Origin of the sequence: Methylobacter sp. (genome assembly GCF_036845245.1) — a bacterium.
Classification (GTDB): Bacteria; Pseudomonadota; Gammaproteobacteria; order Methylococcales; family Methylomonadaceae; genus Methylobacter_A.
Window position 1 is genome coordinate 91,010 of record NZ_DAIUEH010000005.1, and the last position, 19,421, is coordinate 110,430.

General features: G+C 48.2%; 20 protein-coding genes and 1 pseudogene. 7 read left to right on the plus strand and 14 right to left on the minus strand.

The window, feature by feature from the left end; all coding sequences use genetic code 11:
* Positions 1-620: 620 nt before the first annotated feature.
* The 4 genes from V7051_RS03955 to V7051_RS03970 all read right to left on the minus strand — a co-directional run bounded on the left by V7051_RS03955 (position 621) and on the right by V7051_RS03970 (position 5,005).
* Complete coding sequence (locus tag V7051_RS03955) at positions 621-1,736, minus strand: hypothetical protein (protein WP_333873705.1); 1,116 nt, start codon at positions 1,734-1,736, stop codon at positions 621-623.
* Positions 1,737-1,781: 45 nt separating this feature from the next.
* Complete coding sequence (locus V7051_RS03960) at positions 1,782-2,894, minus strand: hypothetical protein (protein ID WP_333873704.1); 1,113 nt, start codon at positions 2,892-2,894, stop codon at positions 1,782-1,784.
* A gap of 293 nt (positions 2,895-3,187) precedes the next feature.
* Positions 3,188-3,904 (minus strand): SDR family oxidoreductase, encoded by a 717-nt coding sequence (locus tag V7051_RS03965; RefSeq protein WP_333873703.1) that lies wholly within the window; start codon positions 3,902-3,904, stop codon positions 3,188-3,190.
* 111 nt (positions 3,905-4,015) lie between these two features.
* Entirely contained in the window at positions 4,016-5,005 is a 990-nt protein-coding gene (locus V7051_RS03970; protein WP_333873702.1) for an SPL family radical SAM protein, read from the minus strand.
* Between the two features lie 125 nt (positions 5,006-5,130).
* On the opposite strand from V7051_RS03970, the gene proC reads away from it, so the two are divergent.
* From proC to V7051_RS03990, 4 genes are all read left to right on the plus strand, one after another.
* Positions 5,131-5,958, plus strand: coding sequence for a pyrroline-5-carboxylate reductase (gene proC, locus V7051_RS03975; protein ID WP_333873701.1), 828 nt, complete (start codon positions 5,131-5,133; stop codon positions 5,956-5,958).
* On the plus strand, positions 5,958-6,533 hold the full coding sequence (locus V7051_RS03980) for a YggT family protein (protein ID WP_333873700.1): 576 nt from the start codon (positions 5,958-5,960) through the stop codon (positions 6,531-6,533). Before proC ends, V7051_RS03980 begins: the two co-directional genes overlap by 1 nt.
* Positions 6,530-6,832, plus strand: a complete 303-nt coding sequence (locus V7051_RS03985) for a DUF167 family protein (RefSeq protein ID WP_333873699.1) — start codon at positions 6,530-6,532, stop codon at positions 6,830-6,832. Before V7051_RS03980 ends, V7051_RS03985 begins: the two co-directional genes overlap by 4 nt.
* A gap of 86 nt (positions 6,833-6,918) precedes the next feature.
* Positions 6,919-7,911 (plus strand): DUF4124 domain-containing protein, encoded by a 993-nt coding sequence (locus tag V7051_RS03990; protein WP_333873698.1) that lies wholly within the window; start codon positions 6,919-6,921, stop codon positions 7,909-7,911.
* 121 nt (positions 7,912-8,032) lie between these two features.
* Here V7051_RS03990 and V7051_RS03995 read toward each other — a convergent pair whose 3' ends face one another.
* From V7051_RS03995 to gshB, 9 genes and pseudogenes are all read right to left on the minus strand, one after another.
* A complete protein-coding gene (locus tag V7051_RS03995) occupies positions 8,033-8,800 on the minus strand; it encodes an ATP-binding protein (protein WP_333873697.1) in 768 nt (255 codons plus the stop codon).
* A gap of 85 nt (positions 8,801-8,885) precedes the next feature.
* Positions 8,886-9,770 carry an acetylglutamate kinase gene (gene argB, locus V7051_RS04000; protein WP_442919627.1) on the minus strand — a complete coding sequence of 295 codons (885 nt, stop codon included), beginning with the start codon at positions 9,768-9,770 and terminating at the stop codon, positions 8,886-8,888.
* 136 nt (positions 9,771-9,906) lie between these two features.
* Positions 9,907-11,196: a dihydroorotase gene (locus V7051_RS04005; RefSeq protein WP_333873695.1), complete on the minus strand. Its 1,290-nt coding sequence runs from the start codon at positions 11,194-11,196 to the stop codon at positions 9,907-9,909.
* Between the two features lie 122 nt (positions 11,197-11,318).
* A pseudogene (locus tag V7051_RS04010) lies at positions 11,319-12,260 on the minus strand (aspartate carbamoyltransferase catalytic subunit); the annotation flags it as partial.
* A 3-nt stretch (positions 12,261-12,263) separates the two neighbouring features.
* On the minus strand, positions 12,264-12,770 hold the full coding sequence (gene pyrR, locus V7051_RS04015; protein WP_333873694.1) for a bifunctional pyr operon transcriptional regulator/uracil phosphoribosyltransferase PyrR: 507 nt from the start codon (positions 12,768-12,770) through the stop codon (positions 12,264-12,266).
* Entirely contained in the window at positions 12,771-13,229 is a 459-nt protein-coding gene (gene ruvX / locus V7051_RS04020) for a Holliday junction resolvase RuvX (protein ID WP_333873693.1), read from the minus strand. It abuts the gene before it with no gap.
* A 91-nt stretch (positions 13,230-13,320) separates the two neighbouring features.
* Positions 13,321-13,884 carry a YqgE/AlgH family protein gene (locus tag V7051_RS04025; protein WP_333873692.1) on the minus strand — a complete coding sequence of 188 codons (564 nt, stop codon included), beginning with the start codon at positions 13,882-13,884 and terminating at the stop codon, positions 13,321-13,323.
* A 40-nt stretch (positions 13,885-13,924) separates the two neighbouring features.
* Positions 13,925-14,803 carry a TonB family protein gene (locus V7051_RS04030; RefSeq protein WP_333873691.1) on the minus strand — a complete coding sequence of 293 codons (879 nt, stop codon included), beginning with the start codon at positions 14,801-14,803 and terminating at the stop codon, positions 13,925-13,927.
* Positions 14,778-15,797 (minus strand): glutathione synthase, encoded by a 1,020-nt coding sequence (gene gshB, locus V7051_RS04035; RefSeq protein ID WP_333873690.1) that lies wholly within the window; start codon positions 15,795-15,797, stop codon positions 14,778-14,780. The genes V7051_RS04030 and gshB overlap by 26 nt, the downstream gene beginning before the upstream one ends.
* 236 nt (positions 15,798-16,033) lie before the next feature.
* On the opposite strand from gshB, the gene rpmB reads away from it, so the two are divergent.
* Complete coding sequence (gene rpmB, locus V7051_RS04040; protein WP_333873689.1) at positions 16,034-16,270, plus strand: 50S ribosomal protein L28; 237 nt, start codon at positions 16,034-16,036, stop codon at positions 16,268-16,270.
* 14 nt (positions 16,271-16,284) lie between these two features.
* Positions 16,285-16,440, plus strand: coding sequence for a 50S ribosomal protein L33 (gene rpmG / locus V7051_RS04045; protein ID WP_006890747.1), 156 nt, complete (start codon positions 16,285-16,287; stop codon positions 16,438-16,440).
* 112 nt (positions 16,441-16,552) lie between these two features.
* Here the strand turns inward: rpmG and V7051_RS04050 are convergent, their stop codons facing one another.
* On the minus strand, positions 16,553-17,878 hold the full coding sequence (locus V7051_RS04050) for a cyclic nucleotide-binding domain-containing protein (RefSeq protein ID WP_333873688.1): 1,326 nt from the start codon (positions 17,876-17,878) through the stop codon (positions 16,553-16,555).
* A 136-nt stretch (positions 17,879-18,014) separates the two neighbouring features.
* Here V7051_RS04050 and V7051_RS04055 point away from each other — a divergent pair, with 136 nt between their 5' ends.
* On the plus strand, positions 18,015-19,382 hold the full coding sequence (locus V7051_RS04055) for a DegQ family serine endoprotease (protein ID WP_333873687.1): 1,368 nt from the start codon (positions 18,015-18,017) through the stop codon (positions 19,380-19,382).
* The last annotated feature ends 39 nt before the right edge of the window (positions 19,383-19,421 follow it).

Sequence of the window (19,421 nt, forward strand, 5' to 3'; positions counted from 1 at the left end):
TTGTCTGTCCTTGGTTCTACTTTCCTGAAGTTTTTAGATATTCAGCCCACCTTTTACTATTCTCCTATTACCAGTGGACGTAAGAAAGAAATAATTTTTTGATGGCGTCATACTGACTGGTGCGCCCATGTATATCCGGCATGCCTACCTATCTTCACGCATATGCCACAGCCGCAATATATAGTAGTGAGTTCCTGAATCCTAGTGCATTTCATATCGTCCGCCCAAGATACGGCGAACTTCGCGGGGCTCGAACTCTTCCAGTTTTTCGCCGATAATGGATTGTTGCAGAAACCGAGTGTGAGTTGATTAAGGATTGGACAGCCGGTCTATTCACCGTCGCTAGAAAGTCATAGTCGTGCCGGACCCAGCCATCGCATTGCCAGTCTACTGCAACCCTATTAGCGTGGAATCTGTCGCGGCTTATTGGTTGGCTCAAGCTTGCACCAATTGATGAAATGGCCTGCCTGCATCAACATCTGCAAATGCTTACAGCGTCAGGCGCCTGTGCTGTTTTTCCTGCCCGAGGCAATCAGCCAAGCGCCTGCTTTACAATCCAACCGTGCGAAAGATCCAAATGGGCAAACTTTGATCGACTTTATCGGCCATTTCTTCAATCATCAGCTATAGGGTTTGAATCCGATGATTCCATTGCGGAGGTCATAAAGCACTTGGCCATTGAAGAATGGCACAAGCCCGACATTGACATAGCCGGGCGGATTCAAGTTGAGCTGAGTAGCGCTGGCTTCGTTACTACCCGAATCTCCGCCGGTTTTTTGAACTTGCACCACTGTTTTCGATACAGCGTTGATGTCTTCGGCTGTCAAATTAAACGCAATGCCGCCTTTGACTTCGGAGGATTTTATGTTGTCGTTAAGAGCCTGCTCAAGATAAGGATTCAGCGCCTCGGTTGTAATGGTCGGCGCGCCTACATGAATCTCTATGGAGGGCGCGCCGGTATCAAACACCACATCAATCGCTTGACTGAAATTCGAATTGGGCGGAGAAAGTTCCAGCGTTGCCGTGACCAGTTTTTCACTATAGGTCGGCATCCCTGAATCCGGAAATTTAAGGTTCGAGGGTGAGACCAGCATTTTGAACCTGGATGGAAAGCTTTGGCTGTCGTCTGTATTCAAGCCGATTTGTATGCTGCCTTTTTGCACCCATCCTTCTGCATTGGGCTCAGTATTGCCGGGATAAGGCCCCAGGTCAATGATGAAGCCATTGCATAATGGATCGGTCAGCTGCGGCAATATGGCGTATAGCAATCCCGTGTTGTTTGATTTGTCCATGAATGGTGAGAGACCCATACCGAAATCACCGAAAAAATTACCCCAGAGCGGCGGCTGCGGATCGGCTTCATTAAATGCGTTTTGCCAGAGTTGTTCGAACCCGGTGTTATTGTTCTTCGTTGCCTGGGTGATCTGTGCGACCGTCGTGGAAAGGGGCGGAATATCCGGGTTTTCAAAGTATAAAGTGGTTATGACCGGATTGGCGGTGTATTGGATGCCGCTTGAATAGTTGATTTGTTGCGGGCCGGGATTCGGATTGGGCGGCGTGAATTGTGACCACCAATGCGAATTGCCCGCCGCCCAGAAGCCGCTACCGCCTGTGTCGAACTCATACATTTTGAATGTGGTGTTATCAAAGCTGATTTTGATGCCGATTTTGAACCCGCCTTTGTCGGGTAAAGGGAAAACATAAAGCGGCAGGCTGAGCGGGGATGAATTAGACATGGTTTATCTCCTGATGATGTAATTATTTTTATGCGGTTCAATGAATTAGCTGATTCTCAACGCCCAAAGGAAATGATCGAAGTACCAACTCGGTGAGGTTTCAGGCGTTGGAATATTCGGGTTCGATCCTGAGCCCGAATTGTTGAACGGTCGTACTTGGATTCCGGTTGGAACGAGAACTCCGTTTTCATCCATGACTTCTCCGCCATGGCTATCGGTCACCAAAGGTATGCTGCCGTTTGAAACGCCGACATTACCTAACCACATGATGACATGGGTGATTGCGGGGAGCGGCGTCGAAGAGGTGCCAGGATCGGCTTGGTTGGCTGCAAGCGCATTTTGAATGGCGGTTTTTGATTCGGCAACGCCTCCTGCGATATAGAGCAGGTCGCCTGTTTGCAGCGTTTGACGCAGGGTTTCATAATCCATTGATGCATCGGCGATGCGCGTAACGGTAAACGAAGGATTGCTGTTGTTCGCTATTATCGCGGTAGCTCCCAACTTAGCTCCAGGCACCATCGCACCTTGATTCGCTACATCCGTGTCTAAATAAATGCCCAATCCATAGTTATGTAGCCATGACGTGTAATCGCTGCAATCCAACCCCTGCCCTACAAGTTGATCGGTCGGCGTGATATTGATTGCCGTATACCAATTCTGACCGGGGTTCCAGTCCGGAATATGATGATGCAGATAACCATAGCCTATCATTGAGGCAGCAACGGCGACTAAGCGCTGAAGCCGCCATTCGGTGCTATTTGTCACATCGGATGGCGGCGTCGGTTGCGGGTAATAGCCGGGTCCTGGCCCCCAGGATAATGAACCAACTTGTTGCCAATTAGATGCGTTTTCTTTGTAAATCGATGGATCGAACCAGTCTTGTGGAATGTTTTTAAAATAATTTGGATTGCCTTCCTGCTGCCATTCGGTGAAAGGTGTTTGCGTCAAACCTGAAACCAGGTCGGCCCAGCTAAAGTTAAAAGAAAGTTGGTAGGGAGATTGATAGCCATTGCTTTCAGGATTGACCGAGCTGGGAGTCAGCGTGGTTTTTCCGTTTTGCTCGGAAACGCCCATCAGTTGTGCAGACAAGATGCGGTTAGTGAAAGAAAATGCGGGGGATTGTACGTCAATGGGCTGTGAGGTGGAGCTTGTATTCATTCTTTTATCCTTGATGTTAAAGTTCGGTATGTCGGGCGGCATATTTTAACTGTCATTGCAGCGCTAGTACCAGAACTCAGTGCTCACTAAACCATCAAAGTAAAAAGCAATCAGTTGGCTTATAAATTCAATAATAAAAACATAATATTAGGCTCTCTCAAGACAAGCTTTGCCTATCTATATAACTCAGTGGCTTAGCAAGCGATATGTTCCTGTCAAGATATGAGGCTCTTCAAAGTAAGCCAATTTCTTATTGCTTTATAACGTCAGTAATTTACGTCGCCCATTTTCAATCAAGGCTTCTTAAACTTCACAACCTTGTTCAAAGGACTCAGGTTGATTTCATCAATCACTATCTGCACGCGTGAATTCAACACATAAGACACCGCCTCGGCAACATCTTCAGGCTCGATAAAGTTGCTTGGTTCATCGCCCGGCTCGAAAGACAGTTGCTCGAAAAACTCGGTTTTGACCATGCCGGGATTGATCAGGCAGACCCGCACATTGCTTTTGCCGCATTCTTCGCGCAAGGCTTGGGTAAAACCACGCAGCGCAAACTTGGTCGCGCAATACATCGCGCCTTTGCGGCTGCCTTTTAAGGCGGCTTCCGAACCGATAAAAATCAAATCGCTGTGATCCTTGCGCTTTAAAGCGGGCAGCAGCGCCTTAACCAAAAAAGCTTGGCTGGTAAAATTCAAGGTCATCAGGTCTTCAATCTGGCTGTAGGAAAACTCTTCCACTGAACCGAACCGGCCCTGCCCGGCGCATAAAACTACCGCATCAATTCCGGGAAAGGCTTGCTCCAGTTCGTGGATTTTTTGCGGAATGTCGCTTAACCGGCTTAAGTCCAGCTGCACGGGAGTGAAGTTATCCATCTGCCGGGCAAACTTCCCGCTATCGCGGGATACGCCGATTACATGATGGCCCTGTTGCAATAAATTCCGGGCTATCGCGCGGCCGATGCCGGAACTGGCTCCGGTTATCAAAACCGTGCGCTTAATAGGATTCATAACTGGTTTCTCATTAATAAATATCACCACGAAGGACACGAAGAAATAAAACTTCGTGTCCTTCGTGTCTTCGTGGTAAATAAAATACTTTTAATCACTTTCTGGACGAAATTAGGTGCATGGGAAAAACTTCTCGGCTGGAATGTAGTTTAAGAGTTGCTCGGTGCAGTAGTGCATCATCTCCTGCTCCAGTTCCTGCTTGTAAGAAACCATGCCTTGCTGGCTAATCAAGGGTCCGGCAAAAAGTTTTTCTTCAGGATAAAGTTTGTGCAGTTTTTTAAAGAAGTTCTCCGGCAACCTGAACACGCCTAAACTGACCGAATGCAACCGGTTTAAATCGATTCTTGAAAAAACCTGTTCGAACAGTTCCCGGTATTGCTCCCGATAGCCCGATTGATAAATCAGCGGATCAAAACGCAAGCCGATTTGCCAGCCCTGGTCCTGCAATTTGCATAACGCATCCAGACGGCGCTGTAGCGATGGCGCTTTAGCTTCGACTTTTTCCGCTATTTCATCCGGCGACAAGCTGAAAGCGACTATGCACCGGGGTAGCGGCTCGCGGTTTAACAGGCTTCTGACCTGGGTGCTTTTGGTTCTTAACTCCAACCAGGCATTCGGTATCGTTGCAAAAAACGGCAAAAACTGCTCGGCAAAGCCGGTGACCGGTTCCAAGGCCAAGCTATCGCAATCGTAGCCGGAAAAAAAATGCAGTTTTTCGTCAGGCGACTCAAAGCACAGCTGCCGGATGTCTTGCTGAAAATCTTCGTAATTGACAAACAGCACATAATTAGCCGACTGGTACATGCCCTGCAAAAAACAGTAACGGCAATCGTACAGACAGTTGAGCATATGCGAAAAATAGTAATTCCTGCTCGCTCCGATGCCGTAACCCACCGGCGCAGGCAGCGCAAAGTTCTTATATTTCTCCGCCAATATCAACGCGGGTTGTTGCTTTTGCAGACGGAAGTTTTGCGCTTTGGGATTAAATACTTCCCCGTAACGGCCGCAGGTTATTCTCCTGGCTTGCGAAAATCGCGCAACAATATCCAAAACTCGCGGGTGTTGCCGGATAGCTTCTTCTATATAAATGGTTTCGATCATAAGCTCTGTTTATCGTTTGATGCGCGTAATGTAGCACAGCTTGTCAGATCAAAAGCCTTGTGATTTATTATGCAGACCTCATATAGGGTAAAATACTTTCAACTCAACAAACACATTAAACAAGCATGAAAACAAACAAGATAGGTTTTATCGGCGGCGGCAATATGGCGTCCAGCTTGATCAGCGGATTGATTGCCAGCGGCCATGCTCCTGAACAGATTTGGGTATCGGATATTAACCCCGACACGTTAAATAATCTGGCTGAACAGTTAAACGTTAACACGTCGGCAAACAATGATGACGTCGTCAATGCGGTTGACGTCGTGGTTCTGGCAGTCAAGCCGCAGACGCTAGGCGCTGTGGCGCAAGGTATCGCCGCGCTGATTCAACAAAAAAAATCGCTGGTGGTATCGATCGCCGCCGGTATTAACCAGAACAGTTTGAGCCGCTGGTTAGGCGCTGACACCGCCATTGTACGCTGCATGCCCAACACACCGGCGCTGGTGCTGACCGGAGCAACCGCTCTGCATGCCAACGACAAGGTGACGGCTGAGCAACGCGATCTGGCGGAAAATATTTTACGTGCGGTCGGTATTGCGCTATGGGTCGAAGACGAAGCCGAGTTGGACGCGGTGACCGCGGTTTCCGGCAGCGGCCCCGCCTATTATTTCCTGCTGATGGAAGCCATGGAAAAAGCCGCATTGGAACTGGGCCTGAGCCAGGAAACCGCACGTTTGCTGGTGCAGCAAACTGCATTAGGCGCCGCCAAAATAGCGTTGGAATCGGCCGAATCGCCGGAACAGCTGCGTAAGCGCGTCACCTCTCCCGGCGGTACCACGCAGCAGGCTATAGAGACTTTTGAGCAAGGCGGTTTTACCGAGCTGGTTGCAAAAGCATTACACGCGGCACGAGACCGCTCTATTGAAATGTCTAAACAAATGGAGAATTCATAATGGATTCCAGCTATATGACCGACCCGGCTATTTTTATAATCGACTCGCTGTTTTCGCTGTATATTTTGGCTGTTTTGCTGCGCTTTTTATTGCAATGGTGCGGCGCCGATTTTTACAACCCTATCTCACAATTTCTGGTCAAGGCAACGCATCCGCCGTTAAAACTGCTGCGCCGCTTTGTGCCGTCTATCGGAAAAATAGATACGTCCTCGCTGGTGCTGGTGCTCAGCCTGCAAATGCTGGCCGATTTTTCAATATTGCTGTTGAAAGGCGTTGCTATCAGTATCGGCGCATTGACCATTTTATCGCTGACCCAGCTGGTTTCATTGCTGATCAATATTTTCATCTATGCAGTGTTTGCCAGAGCCATACTCAGCTGGTTCAACCCCGGCACGTTTAGCTCAGCATCGTCTATCTTGTACAGCCTGACTGAGCCTGTGCTTAACCTCTGCCGTAGATTCATTCCAGACTTGGGCGGCATAGACTTGTCGCCTTTGGCCGCGTTGATGCTTTTGCAACTGGCAAAAATGGTCATACTGCCGCCGTTGCATCAATTAGCCAGTTTGATCGGTTGAACTGGTACCATTGGGAACATGGAATTTTAACGCTGAGTCTGCATGTTCAACCCAAAGCCAGCAAAGATGAATGGGCCGGTCTGCATGGCGACCGGCTGAAGCTGAGAATCAAGGCTGCGCCGATCGACGGCAAAGCCAATCAGCACCTGATTGCATTTATAGCTGATGAATTTGCGGTCAGCAAATCGGCCTGCAAGCTCATTTCAGGCGAATCCGGACGGGAAAAACGCATCGCCATCAGCTCGCCAAAAAAGCTGCCGGCGCTGCCGGATTCGCTGCACTTTGATTTTTCCTTATAAGTGCGTTGACTGCCAAGGCGATAAAACTGCACATCCTCTAGCTTTGCAATATAATTTATTTTTCTTGTAAAAATCATTAATCAGCCATGCAAACACGCATTTTTTCAGCCAGCTTTTTTCTAGTTTGTTTCCTTTGTCTAAGCAGCCAGTCTGTGTTTGCTAAAAAGATGTATCGATGGGTCAACGAGAAGGGCGAAACCGTTTTCTCCGACCAGGTACCGCCGGAACACGCTGAATTACGCAGGGAATCTCTAAACGAAAAAGGCCGGGTTGTTGAAGTCACCGAAAAAGCTAAAACAAAAGAGCAGCAAGCTATCGATGATCGCTTGAATGCCCTGAAAAAAGCCCAGGAAAAAATCATCGCCCAGCAAGCGGCTAACGACAAAGTGTTGCTCAGCACTTTTCGCAGTCTAAAGGACATGGAAGCGAGCCTTTACACAACCATGCAATCCCTGGATGCACAACGAAATGTGGCTCAAGGCAATTTAAAGCGCGTCGAAGACCAACTCGGATCACAACAAAAGAAAGCCGCGGAACTCGAGCGTAACGGTAAAAAAATTCCAAAGAATTTGCTGGACGAAATCAAGCAAACAGAAGTCCAGATACAAGCCGCTTACGCCGAGATAAACAAACAGATTGAGAAAAAGAATCGCGCCAAAGCCGAGTTTGAAGCGAACATCGAACGCTTTAAATTCTTGACTCAAAACAATGCGGATCCATCGAAAGCATCTGACAACATCGCACAAAATAAAGTCGCCAATGAGATCGGCCTGTATACCTGCGAAACCGATGCGCTATGCGCAAAGGCATGGGCAGCCGCGCATGACTTTATCAATACCCATGCCACCACACCGATTGATACCGATACCGACAAATTGATTATGGGCCGCGCGCCTGCAACCGATAGCGACCTGAGCTTGTCGGTCTCAAAAATAGAAGACGAAGATAAAAAACAGCAGCTTTTTCTGGATATTCACTGCCGGGAATCGTCGCTGGGCACTGAGCTTTGCGCCAGCCAGAAAGTGCGTGATATAAGGTCTGCTTTCAGGCCGTTTATTGAAGCGGCGGCGGTTAAGTAACGGGTGTTCGCAACAGTCTATAAATTCACCACCAACGACTGCATGAATGCAGGAGCAGTTGCCGAGACACGAAGCGATATATAGTCAACGACACTCCACAAGTACGGCCCTTCACATAGTACTATTCGTCCGCCTCCGAATAATAATTGTAGAATTGCTTCGCAGTTCTACCGCTTTTGGAAGCCCTGGACATGGCGAACATTTTCGCCGCTTCGTGCAATACGTTTTTATCGCCGCGATAATCCGGAAAGTAGCTGTCGACAATGTCCAAATAGCTCTCCATATTTGCCTGATAAAACGATAACCACAAGCCGAATCTGTCGGACAACGAAATCTTTTCTTCAACCGCATCGGAATAATGCAACTCGCCGTCTACCAGTTTTGCATCGAGATTATCTTTCATATACTCAGGCAGCAAATGCCTGCGATTGGATGTGGCATACAGCAATACATTTTCCGGCGGCTGCTCAATAGATCCCTCAAGCACAGTCTTTAAAACCATATACGAGTTTTCATTGGCGTCAAACGAAAAGTCATCGCAATAAATGATAAAGCGCTGCGGAAGCTCTCTTATTTCATCAACAATATAGGGCAAGTTATATAAGTCGCTCTTAAATACTTCAATCAAACGCAATCCGTCCGATTTATAGGCATTAAGTATCGCTTTAATCAGTGACGATTTTCCTGTACCTCTCGCCCCCCACAACAACGCGTTATTAGCCGGTTTATGCGCAATAAACCGCTCGGTATTTTTTATCAGCTCCGCTTTCTGCCGATCAATGCCAATTAACGCATCCAGCGTAATCGGATCGATAGCTTTAACAGGGCGTAGCGTACCGGTTTGCTGCCGCCATATAGCGGCATTGACTTGCTTCCAATCTATATTCATAAACTATGTCCTTTCTATCAAAAACCCTTCACATAGAAGCTATTGATTAACATGGGTTTCGCGTTGCCCTACCCATCCTACAGCACTAGCCCTTAAGCAATAAAGTTCCAACACCTTGATCGGTAAACAGTTCCAACAACACTGCATGATCGACACGGCCGTCAATAATATGCACACTGGTGACTCCGCCTTTTATCGCATCGGTCGCGCAACGGGTTTTAGGAATCATGCCGCCGGAAATGGTGCCATCCGCGATAAGTTCCTCGGTCTTTTTGATCGATAAGCCGGTCAGCAGTGCGCCCTGTTTGTCCAAAATGCCCGGTATATTGGTCAGTAAAATCAATTTCTCGGCTTTTAGCTGTTCGGCAATTTTTCCGGCAACCAGATCGGCATTGATGTTATAAGAATGCCCGTCATCGCCGACCCCGATCGGCGCAATAACCGGGATAAAATCGCTACTTCCGAGCATATCGAGAACCGCCGGGTCTATGCTGCTCACTTCGCCGACATGGCCTAGATCAATGATCTCGGGAGCAAGCTTGTCGCGCGGGGTAAGGTGCAGTTTTTTGGCCCGAATGAAATTGCCGTCCTTACCGGTCAAACCGACTGCTTTGCCGCCGTGCATGTTGATTAAATTGACAATCTCCTTGTTTACCAACCCGCCCAATACCATCTCGACCACGTCCATGGTTTCGCTATCGGTGATCCTCATGCCGTCGACAAAGCCGGTGGTTTTGCCCAGTTTTTCCAGCAGCTGGCCGATTTGCGGGCCGCCGCCATGCACCACAATCGGGTTTAAGCCGACCAGTTTCATCAGCACGATGTCCCGTGCGAAGCTGTGTTTGAGTTCTTCATCAACCATCGCGTTGCCGCCGAATTTAACCACGATGGTTTTGCCTTTAAAGCGCTGGATATAGGGCAGAGCCTCAATCAGCACATCGGCGATCTGGTGAGCTGTTCTTTTTTGCATCATGTTGTGGTCTTTCCGTTATTTTAAAAAAAATTATCACCACGAAGGCACGAAGGACACGAAGTTTTATTTCTTCGTGTCCTTCGTGCCTTCGTGGTAAATAAAAAATTATTAATCGCTTGGCGATAATGAGAAGTTACGCTGAACTCTCTAACCGGTGAATAATTTTTCCTGCCTGCAAGGTATGGGTTACCCGACCTTTCAAGGTTTGCCCCCAAAACGGCGTGTTGGAGCCCTGGCTTTTCCAGTTTTCCGCATTAACCTGCCAGTCGAGTTCCGGGTCGAAAATACAGACATCGGCTGAAAAACCCGGCGTTAATGCACCGCTATTTAAGCGCAGAACCCGCGCCGGATTTGTGCTTAAACAAGCGATGCCCTGCTCCAGCGTTATCGCCTGCTGGGTAACCAGTTTGAGCATTAACGGCAACAAGGTTTCCAACGATGACATGCCCGGCTCAGTCTCCGGGAACGCGCCCAGTTTGGCGTCCAAATCATGCGGCTGATGGTCGGAGCAGATGCTGTTAAGGGTGCTTCCGGCCAGGCCTTTTCTTAAATACTGTTTATCCGCTTCGGTACGTAATGGCGGCAATACATGATAGGCGCTGTCAAAAGGCGTCATATCGTTTTCAGTCAGATGCAGCTGATGAATCGCGACATCGGCGCTGACCTTCAAACCGTACTTTCTGGCTTGGTGTATTTTAATCACCGAGCGCTTACAGCTTAACTGACCAAAATGCACACGGCAGCCGGTCAGCTCGGCCAGTTCCAAACATTGCGCCAGCGCTATGGTTTCCGCTGCTTCAGGAATGCTGGGCAAACCGTAGCGGGTAGCAACCTCGCCTTCATGCGCGCAACCGTTATTGCCGAGCCAAAAATCATTGGACCGGAACATCAACAATAAGTCATGGCTGGCCGCATATTCCATGGCCCGCCTCAATACCAACAGGTTTTTCACCGGCTGATTGGCATTACCGACAGCAATGCATCCCGCTTGTTTAAGCGACAACATGGAGCTTAGTTCCGTACCTTCCAGCTTCTGGGTAAGTCCGCCGATTGCATAGATTTGCGGATAATCGGCCTTTTCCGCCAGCTCCTTGATCAGTTCGACAACAGCAGTCGTATCGATGACCGGCACGGTATCCGGCTGCAAACACAGCGTGGTGACGCCTGCAGCAGCGGCAGCAAGCACCTCGCTTTTGAATGTCGCTTTGCGGCTGTGCCCCATATCCCGCAAGCGGGTACTTAAATCGATAAAGCCGGGACAGACGATTTTATTTTCAGCATTAATGACAGCATCCGGTTCAAAACCGGCCGGTTCGTCAGTCACTGAAACAATCTTGCCATCTTCGATATAAACAGAGCCGACGCGGTCGATGTTGTTGGCCGGATCGATGATTCTTCCGAGCTCTATGCGTATCCGCTTCATTGCGCAGCCCCCTTATCGCCAGGGATGGTGTGTATGCCACTAGCCGGTACGGAACCGGCGTGGCGATCGCCAAGGATGGTGTGTACGCCGCCAGACCTGCCGGGAGCAGGTGCGGCCGTTTGCATGGCCATCGCCATGACAGCCATGCGTACCGCTATACCATTGCTGACTTGTTTGAGTATCACCGACTGCGGGCCGTCTGCGACTTTAGAATCGATTTCCACACCGCGGTTAATAGGGCCTGGATGCATGACTATCGCATCGGGTTTGGCGATTTTCAATTTTTCTTCGGTCAATCCGAAACATTTGAAATACTCGCTTTCGCTGGGCAGTAACGCCGAACTCATTCGCTCTTTCTGCAAGCGTAACATCATGACCACATCGATATCTTTAAGCCCTTCGGTCAGATTATGCGAAACAGTCACGCCTAAGCTTTCCACATGCGCAGGCAGCAAAGTTTTGGGCGCAATCACCCTGACTTCGGCCGCGCCCAAGGTATTTAAAGCCTGTATCTCCGAGCGCGCCACCCTGGAATGCAATATATCGCCGATAATGGCGACTCTCAGGTTGGAAAAATCCGGCTTAAGCTGGCGTATCGTAAACATGTCCAGCATGGCCTGAGTCGGATGGGCATGCTGTCCGTCGCCGGCATTGATGACGCTGATATGCGGCGCGGTTTGTTGGGCGATGAAATGCGCCGCGCCGCTGAGCGCATGGCGCACCACAAACATATCGACAAACATGGCTTCCAGGTTGCGGATGGTGTCGAGCAGGCTTTCGCCTTTTGACGTTGCCGAAGTTGAGATATTCATGTTGATCACATCGGCCGACAAGCGCGTCGCAGCCAGTTCGAAAGTCGTCCGGGTACGGGTGCTGTTTTCAAAAAACAGATTGACGATGGTTTTGCCGCGTAACAGAGGGACTTTTTTAACCTGATGCTCGGACATACCGGCGAATGACTCGGCGGTATCGAGGATTTCCGTCAATAAGCTCTTGTCCAGACCTTCAATGGTCAAAAAGTGTTTAAGCTTGCCTTCCGCATTTAATTGCAGGTTATCAGTCATTGTTTAGGCCACCGCGTCAATGGTTTCCAGATGAATTCCTAAAGGTTCCGGCCCGGTTAGTTTGATCCGTTGGTTGGCATTTAAGCTAATCCGTGCGCCAACACAATCCGGGTTAAGTGGAATTTGCCTGCCATCGCGCTCTATCAATACCGCCAGGACGATCTGGTTCGGCCTGCCATAATCGAAAATCTCATTCATTGCGGCGCGTATGGTTCTGCCGGTATAAAAAACATCATCAATCAGGATAATGTCGCGGCCTTCAATATGAGTCGGCAACTGGCTGGGCTTTACGTTGGGATTAACGCCGATTTGCGAAAAATCGTCCCGGTAAAACGAAATATCCAGCAACCCCAGAGGTTCGCTGATATTTAAACGCTGATGCATTTGTTCGGCAATCCATACGCCGCCGGTACGAATGCCTATCATCAATGGATTAACCAGCTGTCTGTCGTCGATAATGCGCTTTAACTCGGCTTCCAGATTGTTTAATAATTCAGAAATATCTAACACTTAATGGTCCTTTTTTGTACGATCATTTAACCAGGTTTGCAAAATAAGCTGGGCGGCGAGTTGATCCTGCACTTCCCAGAGCTTGCTGGCGCTGACGTTGACGTCATCAAACAACATCTGCTTGGCTTCGAATGTCGACAGGGTCTCGTCCTGCTGAAAAACAGGCAATTGGTAACGCCCTTCCAGCTGTCTGCAAAACTTTAACATTCGAGGCGTTACGGGATTATCCGAGCCGTCGGCCTGCTTGGATATGCCGACCACTAGCCCGGTGGGACGCCATTCCTGTATCAGCTTGCCGATTATTTCCCAGTTGGGGTTTTGATTGATCGAGCGAATGGTTTGTAGCGGACTTGCGGTGGCCGTGGTCGTTTGACCGACAGCCGCGCCTATTTTTTTAGTGCCGAAATCAAAACCTAAATAGGTATCGGCATTGCTTTTGGCTAGTAATGGGTCTTGCATAGCTTATATCGCCAGGGATGGTGTGTATGCCGCAAACCTGCCGGGAGCAGTTGCGGCGTCTGGGCTTTGCTCAAACAAATACAGACTGGAATTAGCCATGTCCTGCCGGAGTGGTCAGCTGGTTAATATCAATGCCGATTTGCTCGGCTGCCGCGCTCCAGCGCAAGTTAACCGGCGTATCAAACAAAACCCGTTCGCCGCAAGGCGTATTAAGCCAGGCATTATCCATGATTTCTTTTTCCAATTGCCCGGCACCCCAACCGGCATAGCCTAAAGCAATCAAATACTGCTCCGGGCCTTCGCCGGCGGCAATAGCTTCAAGCACGTCACGGGATGTTGTCAGGGAAATAGTCTCTGAAACCGGCATGGTTGCATGCCAGTCCCCGCCGGAAGTATGCACCACGAAGCCGCGCTCCTGTTGCACCGGGCCACCGGCAAAAACAGGTGCTTCAGCTGCATCAGGCGCAGTGACGCTTATATCCATCTGCTTGAAGATTTCGCCCAACTTCATATCCGTCGACCGGTTAATGACGATACCTAATGCACCCTCTTCATTATGTTGGCACAAGTAGGCAACCGTATGAAAAAAGTTGGGATCCGCCAGAGTGGGCATGGCGATAATGAATTGGTTATTTAAGTAAGTAGTGTCGTTCATAGATATTAGTATCAAAGTTTACGTTAACTTAAGCAACTGTTTATCGAGTGGTCATGCCTGACTCATCAGAAAATTTCCAAACCCGGGTAATCACCAGCACATCCAGTTCTTTCAACAACTCTGTAGGTAATGGCGCAAAGGGCGCACTCATCCGGACAATTTTTTTAGCCGCCTCATCCAATGCCGGATTTCCCGACGACTGGTTGATGCGGATGCTGTAAATACTGCCATCTGATTTTATTCCGACATCCATGGTTAAGGTGCCGGAAAAATTTTTCTTGGCCGCTACTTCAGGATAATTAAGATTACCGGTACGCTCCACTTTATCTTCCCAATCCTTCATGTATTGAGCCGCAACATATTTATGGGCGCTCACCGAGTCAACAAATTTTATCTTGGCCTGCTCGCCACTTTGCTGGCTGAGCCTGATTTCTGTACCCAATTGGGCAATTTGTTGCTGTAGCATTTCCGCAGTCAATTGCGGGTGTTTTTCAACATGAGGCTCAGTATCCGGCTTGCTTGCGGTAACGATCTTTTTTTCCGCCTTAAGCTGGGTAATCAGTTTTTTTACCGCTTTGGGCGCGCTGTGCTCGGGTTCGCTCTTTTTTACCTGCTTGACTTGGTTATTGCCTTGACTGGGCAGTTGTTGCGGAGGAGGCTCCGGTTTCTTACTTTGTTCACCCGCACCAACCTGATTTTCCTGCGCCAGCAATTGCGCCTTTTCAGGCGCTTTTTTGGCCGGCATATTGACCAGGGTAATATCAATAGATCGGCTGACTTGCTCCGGTTGCGGCGCTGTAAAATTAATCCCCAACCCAATAATGACATGAATTACAGCCGCTAAAAATAAAGCAATTAATAATGAATCATTATTAGACAGCGGCGCAGGCGGATCAAACATTACCTGATGTGTTTTCATTTATCGCCATGGATGGTGTGTATGCCGCAAACCTGCCGGGAGCAGGTGCGGCAAGGGTCTTTTCAATATGATCCATGAGTTGACCGCAAATATTCAACCCAAACTGGCGATCCAATTCCTGAACGCAAGTAGGACTGGTGACATTAATTTCGGTCAGCGTATCGCCGATCACATCAATGCCGACAAAAATCAGGCCTTTTTCCCGTAATGTCGGACCTACTTGACCTGCAATCCAGCGATCCCGTTCGGTTAATGGGCGGCCTTCGGCGCGGCCGCCCGCCGCCAAATTGCCGCGAGTTTCGCCTTGGGCGGGGATACGCGCCAGGGCATAGGGTATGACCTCGCCGTTAACCAGCAAAATACGCTTATCACCGTCTACAATTTGCGGCAGATATTTTTGCGCCATCACATAGCGGCTGTTGTATTGGGTCATGGTTTCCAGAATCACGCTAAGATTAGGATCGTCCTGGCGCAAATGAAAAATAGAGGTGCCACCCATGCCATCCAGCGGTTTTAAAATGATTTCGCCCTGTTCCTTCAAAAAACTCCGGATTCTGGCAGGCTCACGAGCAACCAAGGTTTCCGCGCAGCACTGCGGAAACCACGCGGTAAAAAGTTTTTCATTGGCATCCCGTAGCGACTGCGGCTTATTGATCACATAAACCCCCATACTTTCTGCCCGCTCCAGCAAATAGGTTGCGTAAATATATTCCTGGTCGAAAGGCGGATCTTTGCGCATCATGATCACATCCAGCTCATCCAGCGAAATATCCTGCTCCGCGCTAAACTCGTACCAGTTTTTCTGATCCCGCTGAACTTTAATCGTCCGCGTTCTGGCATAAGCCCTGCCGTTTCTCAGGAACAGGTCGTTGAGTTCCATATAATGCAGTTCCCAACCTCTGGACTGCGCTTCCAGTAACATTGCAAAACTGGTATCTTTTTTTATGTTGATATGGTCGATGGAATCCATGACCATGCCGAGCTTAATGGGCATTATTTTTTCCTGATAATTACGGAGAAACAGTTTATATAAAAAGACGTAGCGAACAAGACGGAAAGATTAAAAAAATATTGTGATTTTTACGCTTTCTGCCTTGTACTTTCTGCCTTTTCAACCTGAACGGTAGAGTTATGCTGGCTTTATTTTATAGATTGTTATTTACCTTGAAAAGATTTTTTGGTATAAAGCTCGGCTAACTTTTGAATTTAGGCACGCATTAGGGGTTAATCATGTCCAGAGTATGTCAAGTAACAGGCAAACGCCCAGTTACAGGTAACAACGTTTCACACGCTAATAACAGAACTAAAAGACGCTTTTGTCCAAATCTGCAACACCACAGATTCTGGGTAGAGAGCGAAAACCGCTGGGTTCGCCTCAGAATTTCCACCAAAGGCATGCGTATCATTGACAAGAAAGGCATCGATGCTGTTCTTGCTGATTTGCGTAAAGCCGGCGATAACTCTTAAGAGAGGATACAAAAATGCGCGACAAAATTAAATTGATTTCGACCGAAGGAACCGGGCACTTTTATACGACAACAAAAAACAAACGGACAATGCCTGAAAAAATGGAGATCAAAAAATTTGATCCTGTTGTTCGTAAACACGTTATTTACAAAGAAGCCAAAATCAAATAATTATTTGGCTTTAAAAGTTTCCTTTTCGGTTTGTGCTCAATGAGCACAAACCGGATACAGGTATTTTCACATTTGACTACCGGGCTATGCTCTCTATAGTCAATCTATAATCTCATCCTCCTTTTAGCCTATCCAGAACCTGGGTTAGCTTCTCCATTTGCTTGTGCAGTATGCGGCATTGCTTTTCAGCATTTTGCTTGTCAAATTCCAGCTTCATGCACTTATCACTGAGCTGTTGATTGGTATTTTTGAGCGCTTCATTTTCAAGCTTAAGGGCTCTTACCTGATCTTCCAAACTATTGGTAGTTATAATCTGCTTCCGATCACTACTTTCAGCGCGATTTTCAGTGGAAACAGAAACTTCATATTCCGGCTCAGGCGTAATACTCGGCTTTGGCGCAATGCTTTCCATTCCGCCTTTCAGAATTATGGCGTCAATCTTATTCCTGAGCAATAAAAATGCAGCGGCCTCACTGGTTCTGCCATCCTGGCAAACAACAACGACCGGTCTTTCATGGCTTAATGTTTTAAGCTGCATCCTTAAGGAGAAAAAAGGCAGATTGATGCTACCGTCAAGATGCTGGTCGTCATAGTCATCTTTCGAACGCACATCCAGCAAAACCACCCCTTGCTTTACTGCATCCTGCATTCCTGCATAATCGACAAACTTTAAAGAGGGCTCTTTTATTAAGGATACAAATTGTTTTTTATCCAGGCGCAACAAAACAATATCCGTCAGCGCTGTGATCGTCACGTTTCTAGGCGCACCGGAAAGCAAGGCATCTTCGCCAAAGGTATCGCCATTTGCCAACTGGGCTAATTTAATCTCTTTTGCATTGGGTGACGGCTTACGCGTTAACAGGCATTGTCCATTTTTAATCAGGTAATAATAATCCCCGGCACCGCCTTGCTCGAGTATGGTCTCGCCCTTTTGGAAATGAACGGCTTCCAGACTCATTAAGATTTTTTGCAAATTGGCGGGGGGAAGACGTTGAAAAATAGGCGATCTCAATAACGCTGTCATCCAGTCGTCTGGATCGCCTTCAGTCTCGTCAATGACCATGTAACTGTTGTCCTCTTTATAAGCAAGGGAGAGCGGATTATTAACAATATCAGCATTCAGCCGCAAAAAACGTACATTTCCGTTAGCGACTGCGTCAATCTTTCTTGGTATCTGATGCGCCAGCGCAAACTTGGCGGAATCACTTCCGGCCGCAATGACTTCAACAACCAGCCCGGCTGCCTGAAGTGTAACTTCGCCGTTTATCAGATAAACAAGTTCGGGGGAAACATCGCCTTTTTTAAACAAAAAACCGTCTTGTGTTCCCTCAACCGTCATTTCAGCGCATAACGCATTAAACCGAGAGCCCGGCAATGTTGCGAGCGGAATTAGTTTACGAATGATGAGCCCATCTTCGGAGTTGACGTCTACGGCCATTTAAATATTCTAAGCAAGATGACAATTAAATGACAGTGCCGGTTATTTAAAAATAATCTACTTTAACACACCTTGTATTAAACATTTTTACACATATATTGGGGCTTATGCATGTTTCACAAACACCGGAAAAGCCATGATAAAAACTAAATCTGTAAAGCAGCTGTTACTTATAACTTTTTTGCCCCTTTACTTATGCATCGCCCCAACCGCGCAGGGAGCTTTGCCGCCCTTCGTGGAAGGACAGGCATTGCCGTCTCTGGCTCCGATGCTTGAGCGCAGCATGCCGGCGGTGGTCAATATTTCAACCTCGACCAATATTACGGTCAGTGAAAATCCGCTGATGCAGGATCCGGTTTTTCGTCAATTCTTTAATATTCCCGATCAGCAATTGCGGCGGCAGCAAAGAAACAGTTTGGGCTCCGGTGTTATTATCGACAGCAAACAAGGCTTTGTCCTGACCAATAACCATGTTATCGATAAAGCGGACACCATCACAGTGACCTTGAATGATGGCCGCCAGCTTGCCGCCAAATTAATCGGTACCGATCCTGACGCGGATGTCGCTATCATTCAGATTCCTGCCGACAACCTGAGCATGCTGCCCATTGCCGATTCCAGCCAGCTGAAAGTCGGCGATTTTGTAGTCGCTATCGGTAATCCGTTCGGTTTGGGGCAAACCGTAACATCCGGCATAGTCAGCGCCCTGGGCCGCTCCGGCCTTGGCATAGAGGGCTATGAAGATTTCATCCAAACCGACGCTTCTATTAATCCCGGCAATTCGGGGGGAGCGCTGGTCAACCTGCGTGGCGAACTTGTCGGCATGAATACCGCCATCCTTGCTCCTACCGGCGGCAATGTCGGCATCGGTTTTGCGATTCCTTCCAATATGGTCGTGAGCATCAAGGAGTCGTTGGTCAAGCACGGCGAAGTTCGTCGCGGCTTGTTGGGCGTAACCACGCAAGATCTGACGCCTGAGCTGGTCAAAGCGTTCAATTTAAAAAACATACAAGGCGCTGCAATCAGCCGGATTGAAACCAATTCACCCGCAGCAAAAGCCGGATTGGAACCGGGCGATATCATCATTTCAGCCAATAGCCGCCCCATTAAAAACAGCCATGACATACGCAATATTATCGGCATGATGCAAATTGGCGATAAAGTTGACCTGGAATATTTCCGCGGCAATGAGAAAAAACAAGTTACCGCCACAATAGGTAAACAGGAGTTCCCGCGACTGGCAGGCAATCTGCTGCACCATGCCTTACAGGGCGCGCTGTTAAGTACAACGCTAAAAGGCCAGGTTGAAGGCGTTTTAATTGAAAAAATAGACACAACATCTGATGCGTGGCGCTCAGGCCTGCGCCCCGGCGACGTTATCGTATCGGCAAATCGCTTTCGCGTTCATAATATTGAAGAATTAAAGCAGGTAATTGATCCGAACGGCCCTTTGCTGATTAACATTCAGAGGGGCCAGGAAGGGTTCTTTGTTGTGTTAAAATAAAATTGTAAGCATTCACTTAGAAGCGGAAAGCCGGTATAT

What these genes read in the sequence shown, in the direction of transcription:
- V7051_RS03955 (WP_333873705.1), bottom strand. Translation starts at nt 1,736, where the DNA reads ATGTCTAATTCATCCCCGCTCAGCCTGCCGCTTTATGTTTTCCCTTTA.
- V7051_RS03960 (WP_333873704.1), bottom strand. Translation starts at nt 2,894, where the DNA reads ATGAATACAAGCTCCACCTCACAGCCCATTGACGTACAATCCCCCGCA.
- V7051_RS03965 (WP_333873703.1), bottom strand. Translation starts at nt 3,904, where the DNA reads ATGAATCCTATTAAGCGCACGGTTTTGATAACCGGAGCCAGTTCCGGC.
- V7051_RS03970 (WP_333873702.1), bottom strand. Translation starts at nt 5,005, where the DNA reads ATGATCGAAACCATTTATATAGAAGAAGCTATCCGGCAACACCCGCGA.
- proC (WP_333873701.1), top strand. Translation starts at nt 5,131, where the DNA reads ATGAAAACAAACAAGATAGGTTTTATCGGCGGCGGCAATATGGCGTCC.
- V7051_RS03980 (WP_333873700.1), top strand. Translation starts at nt 5,958, where the DNA reads ATGGATTCCAGCTATATGACCGACCCGGCTATTTTTATAATCGACTCG.
- V7051_RS03990 (WP_333873698.1), top strand. Translation starts at nt 6,919, where the DNA reads ATGCAAACACGCATTTTTTCAGCCAGCTTTTTTCTAGTTTGTTTCCTT.
- V7051_RS03995 (WP_333873697.1), bottom strand. Translation starts at nt 8,800, where the DNA reads ATGAATATAGATTGGAAGCAAGTCAATGCCGCTATATGGCGGCAGCAA.
- argB (WP_442919627.1), bottom strand. Translation starts at nt 9,770, where the DNA reads ATGCAAAAAAGAACAGCTCACCAGATCGCCGATGTGCTGATTGAGGCT.
- V7051_RS04005 (WP_333873695.1), bottom strand. Translation starts at nt 11,196, where the DNA reads ATGAAGCGGATACGCATAGAGCTCGGAAGAATCATCGATCCGGCCAAC.
- ruvX (WP_333873693.1), bottom strand. Translation starts at nt 13,229, where the DNA reads ATGCAAGACCCATTACTAGCCAAAAGCAATGCCGATACCTATTTAGGT.
- V7051_RS04025 (WP_333873692.1), bottom strand. Translation starts at nt 13,884, where the DNA reads ATGAACGACACTACTTACTTAAATAACCAATTCATTATCGCCATGCCC.
- V7051_RS04030 (WP_333873691.1), bottom strand. Translation starts at nt 14,803, where the DNA reads ATGAAAACACATCAGGTAATGTTTGATCCGCCTGCGCCGCTGTCTAAT.
- gshB (WP_333873690.1), bottom strand. Translation starts at nt 15,797, where the DNA reads ATGCCCATTAAGCTCGGCATGGTCATGGATTCCATCGACCATATCAAC.
- rpmB (WP_333873689.1), top strand. Translation starts at nt 16,034, where the DNA reads ATGTCCAGAGTATGTCAAGTAACAGGCAAACGCCCAGTTACAGGTAAC.
- rpmG (WP_006890747.1), top strand. Translation starts at nt 16,285, where the DNA reads ATGCGCGACAAAATTAAATTGATTTCGACCGAAGGAACCGGGCACTTT.
- V7051_RS04050 (WP_333873688.1), bottom strand. Translation starts at nt 17,878, where the DNA reads ATGGCCGTAGACGTCAACTCCGAAGATGGGCTCATCATTCGTAAACTA.
- V7051_RS04055 (WP_333873687.1), top strand. Translation starts at nt 18,015, where the DNA reads ATGATAAAAACTAAATCTGTAAAGCAGCTGTTACTTATAACTTTTTTG.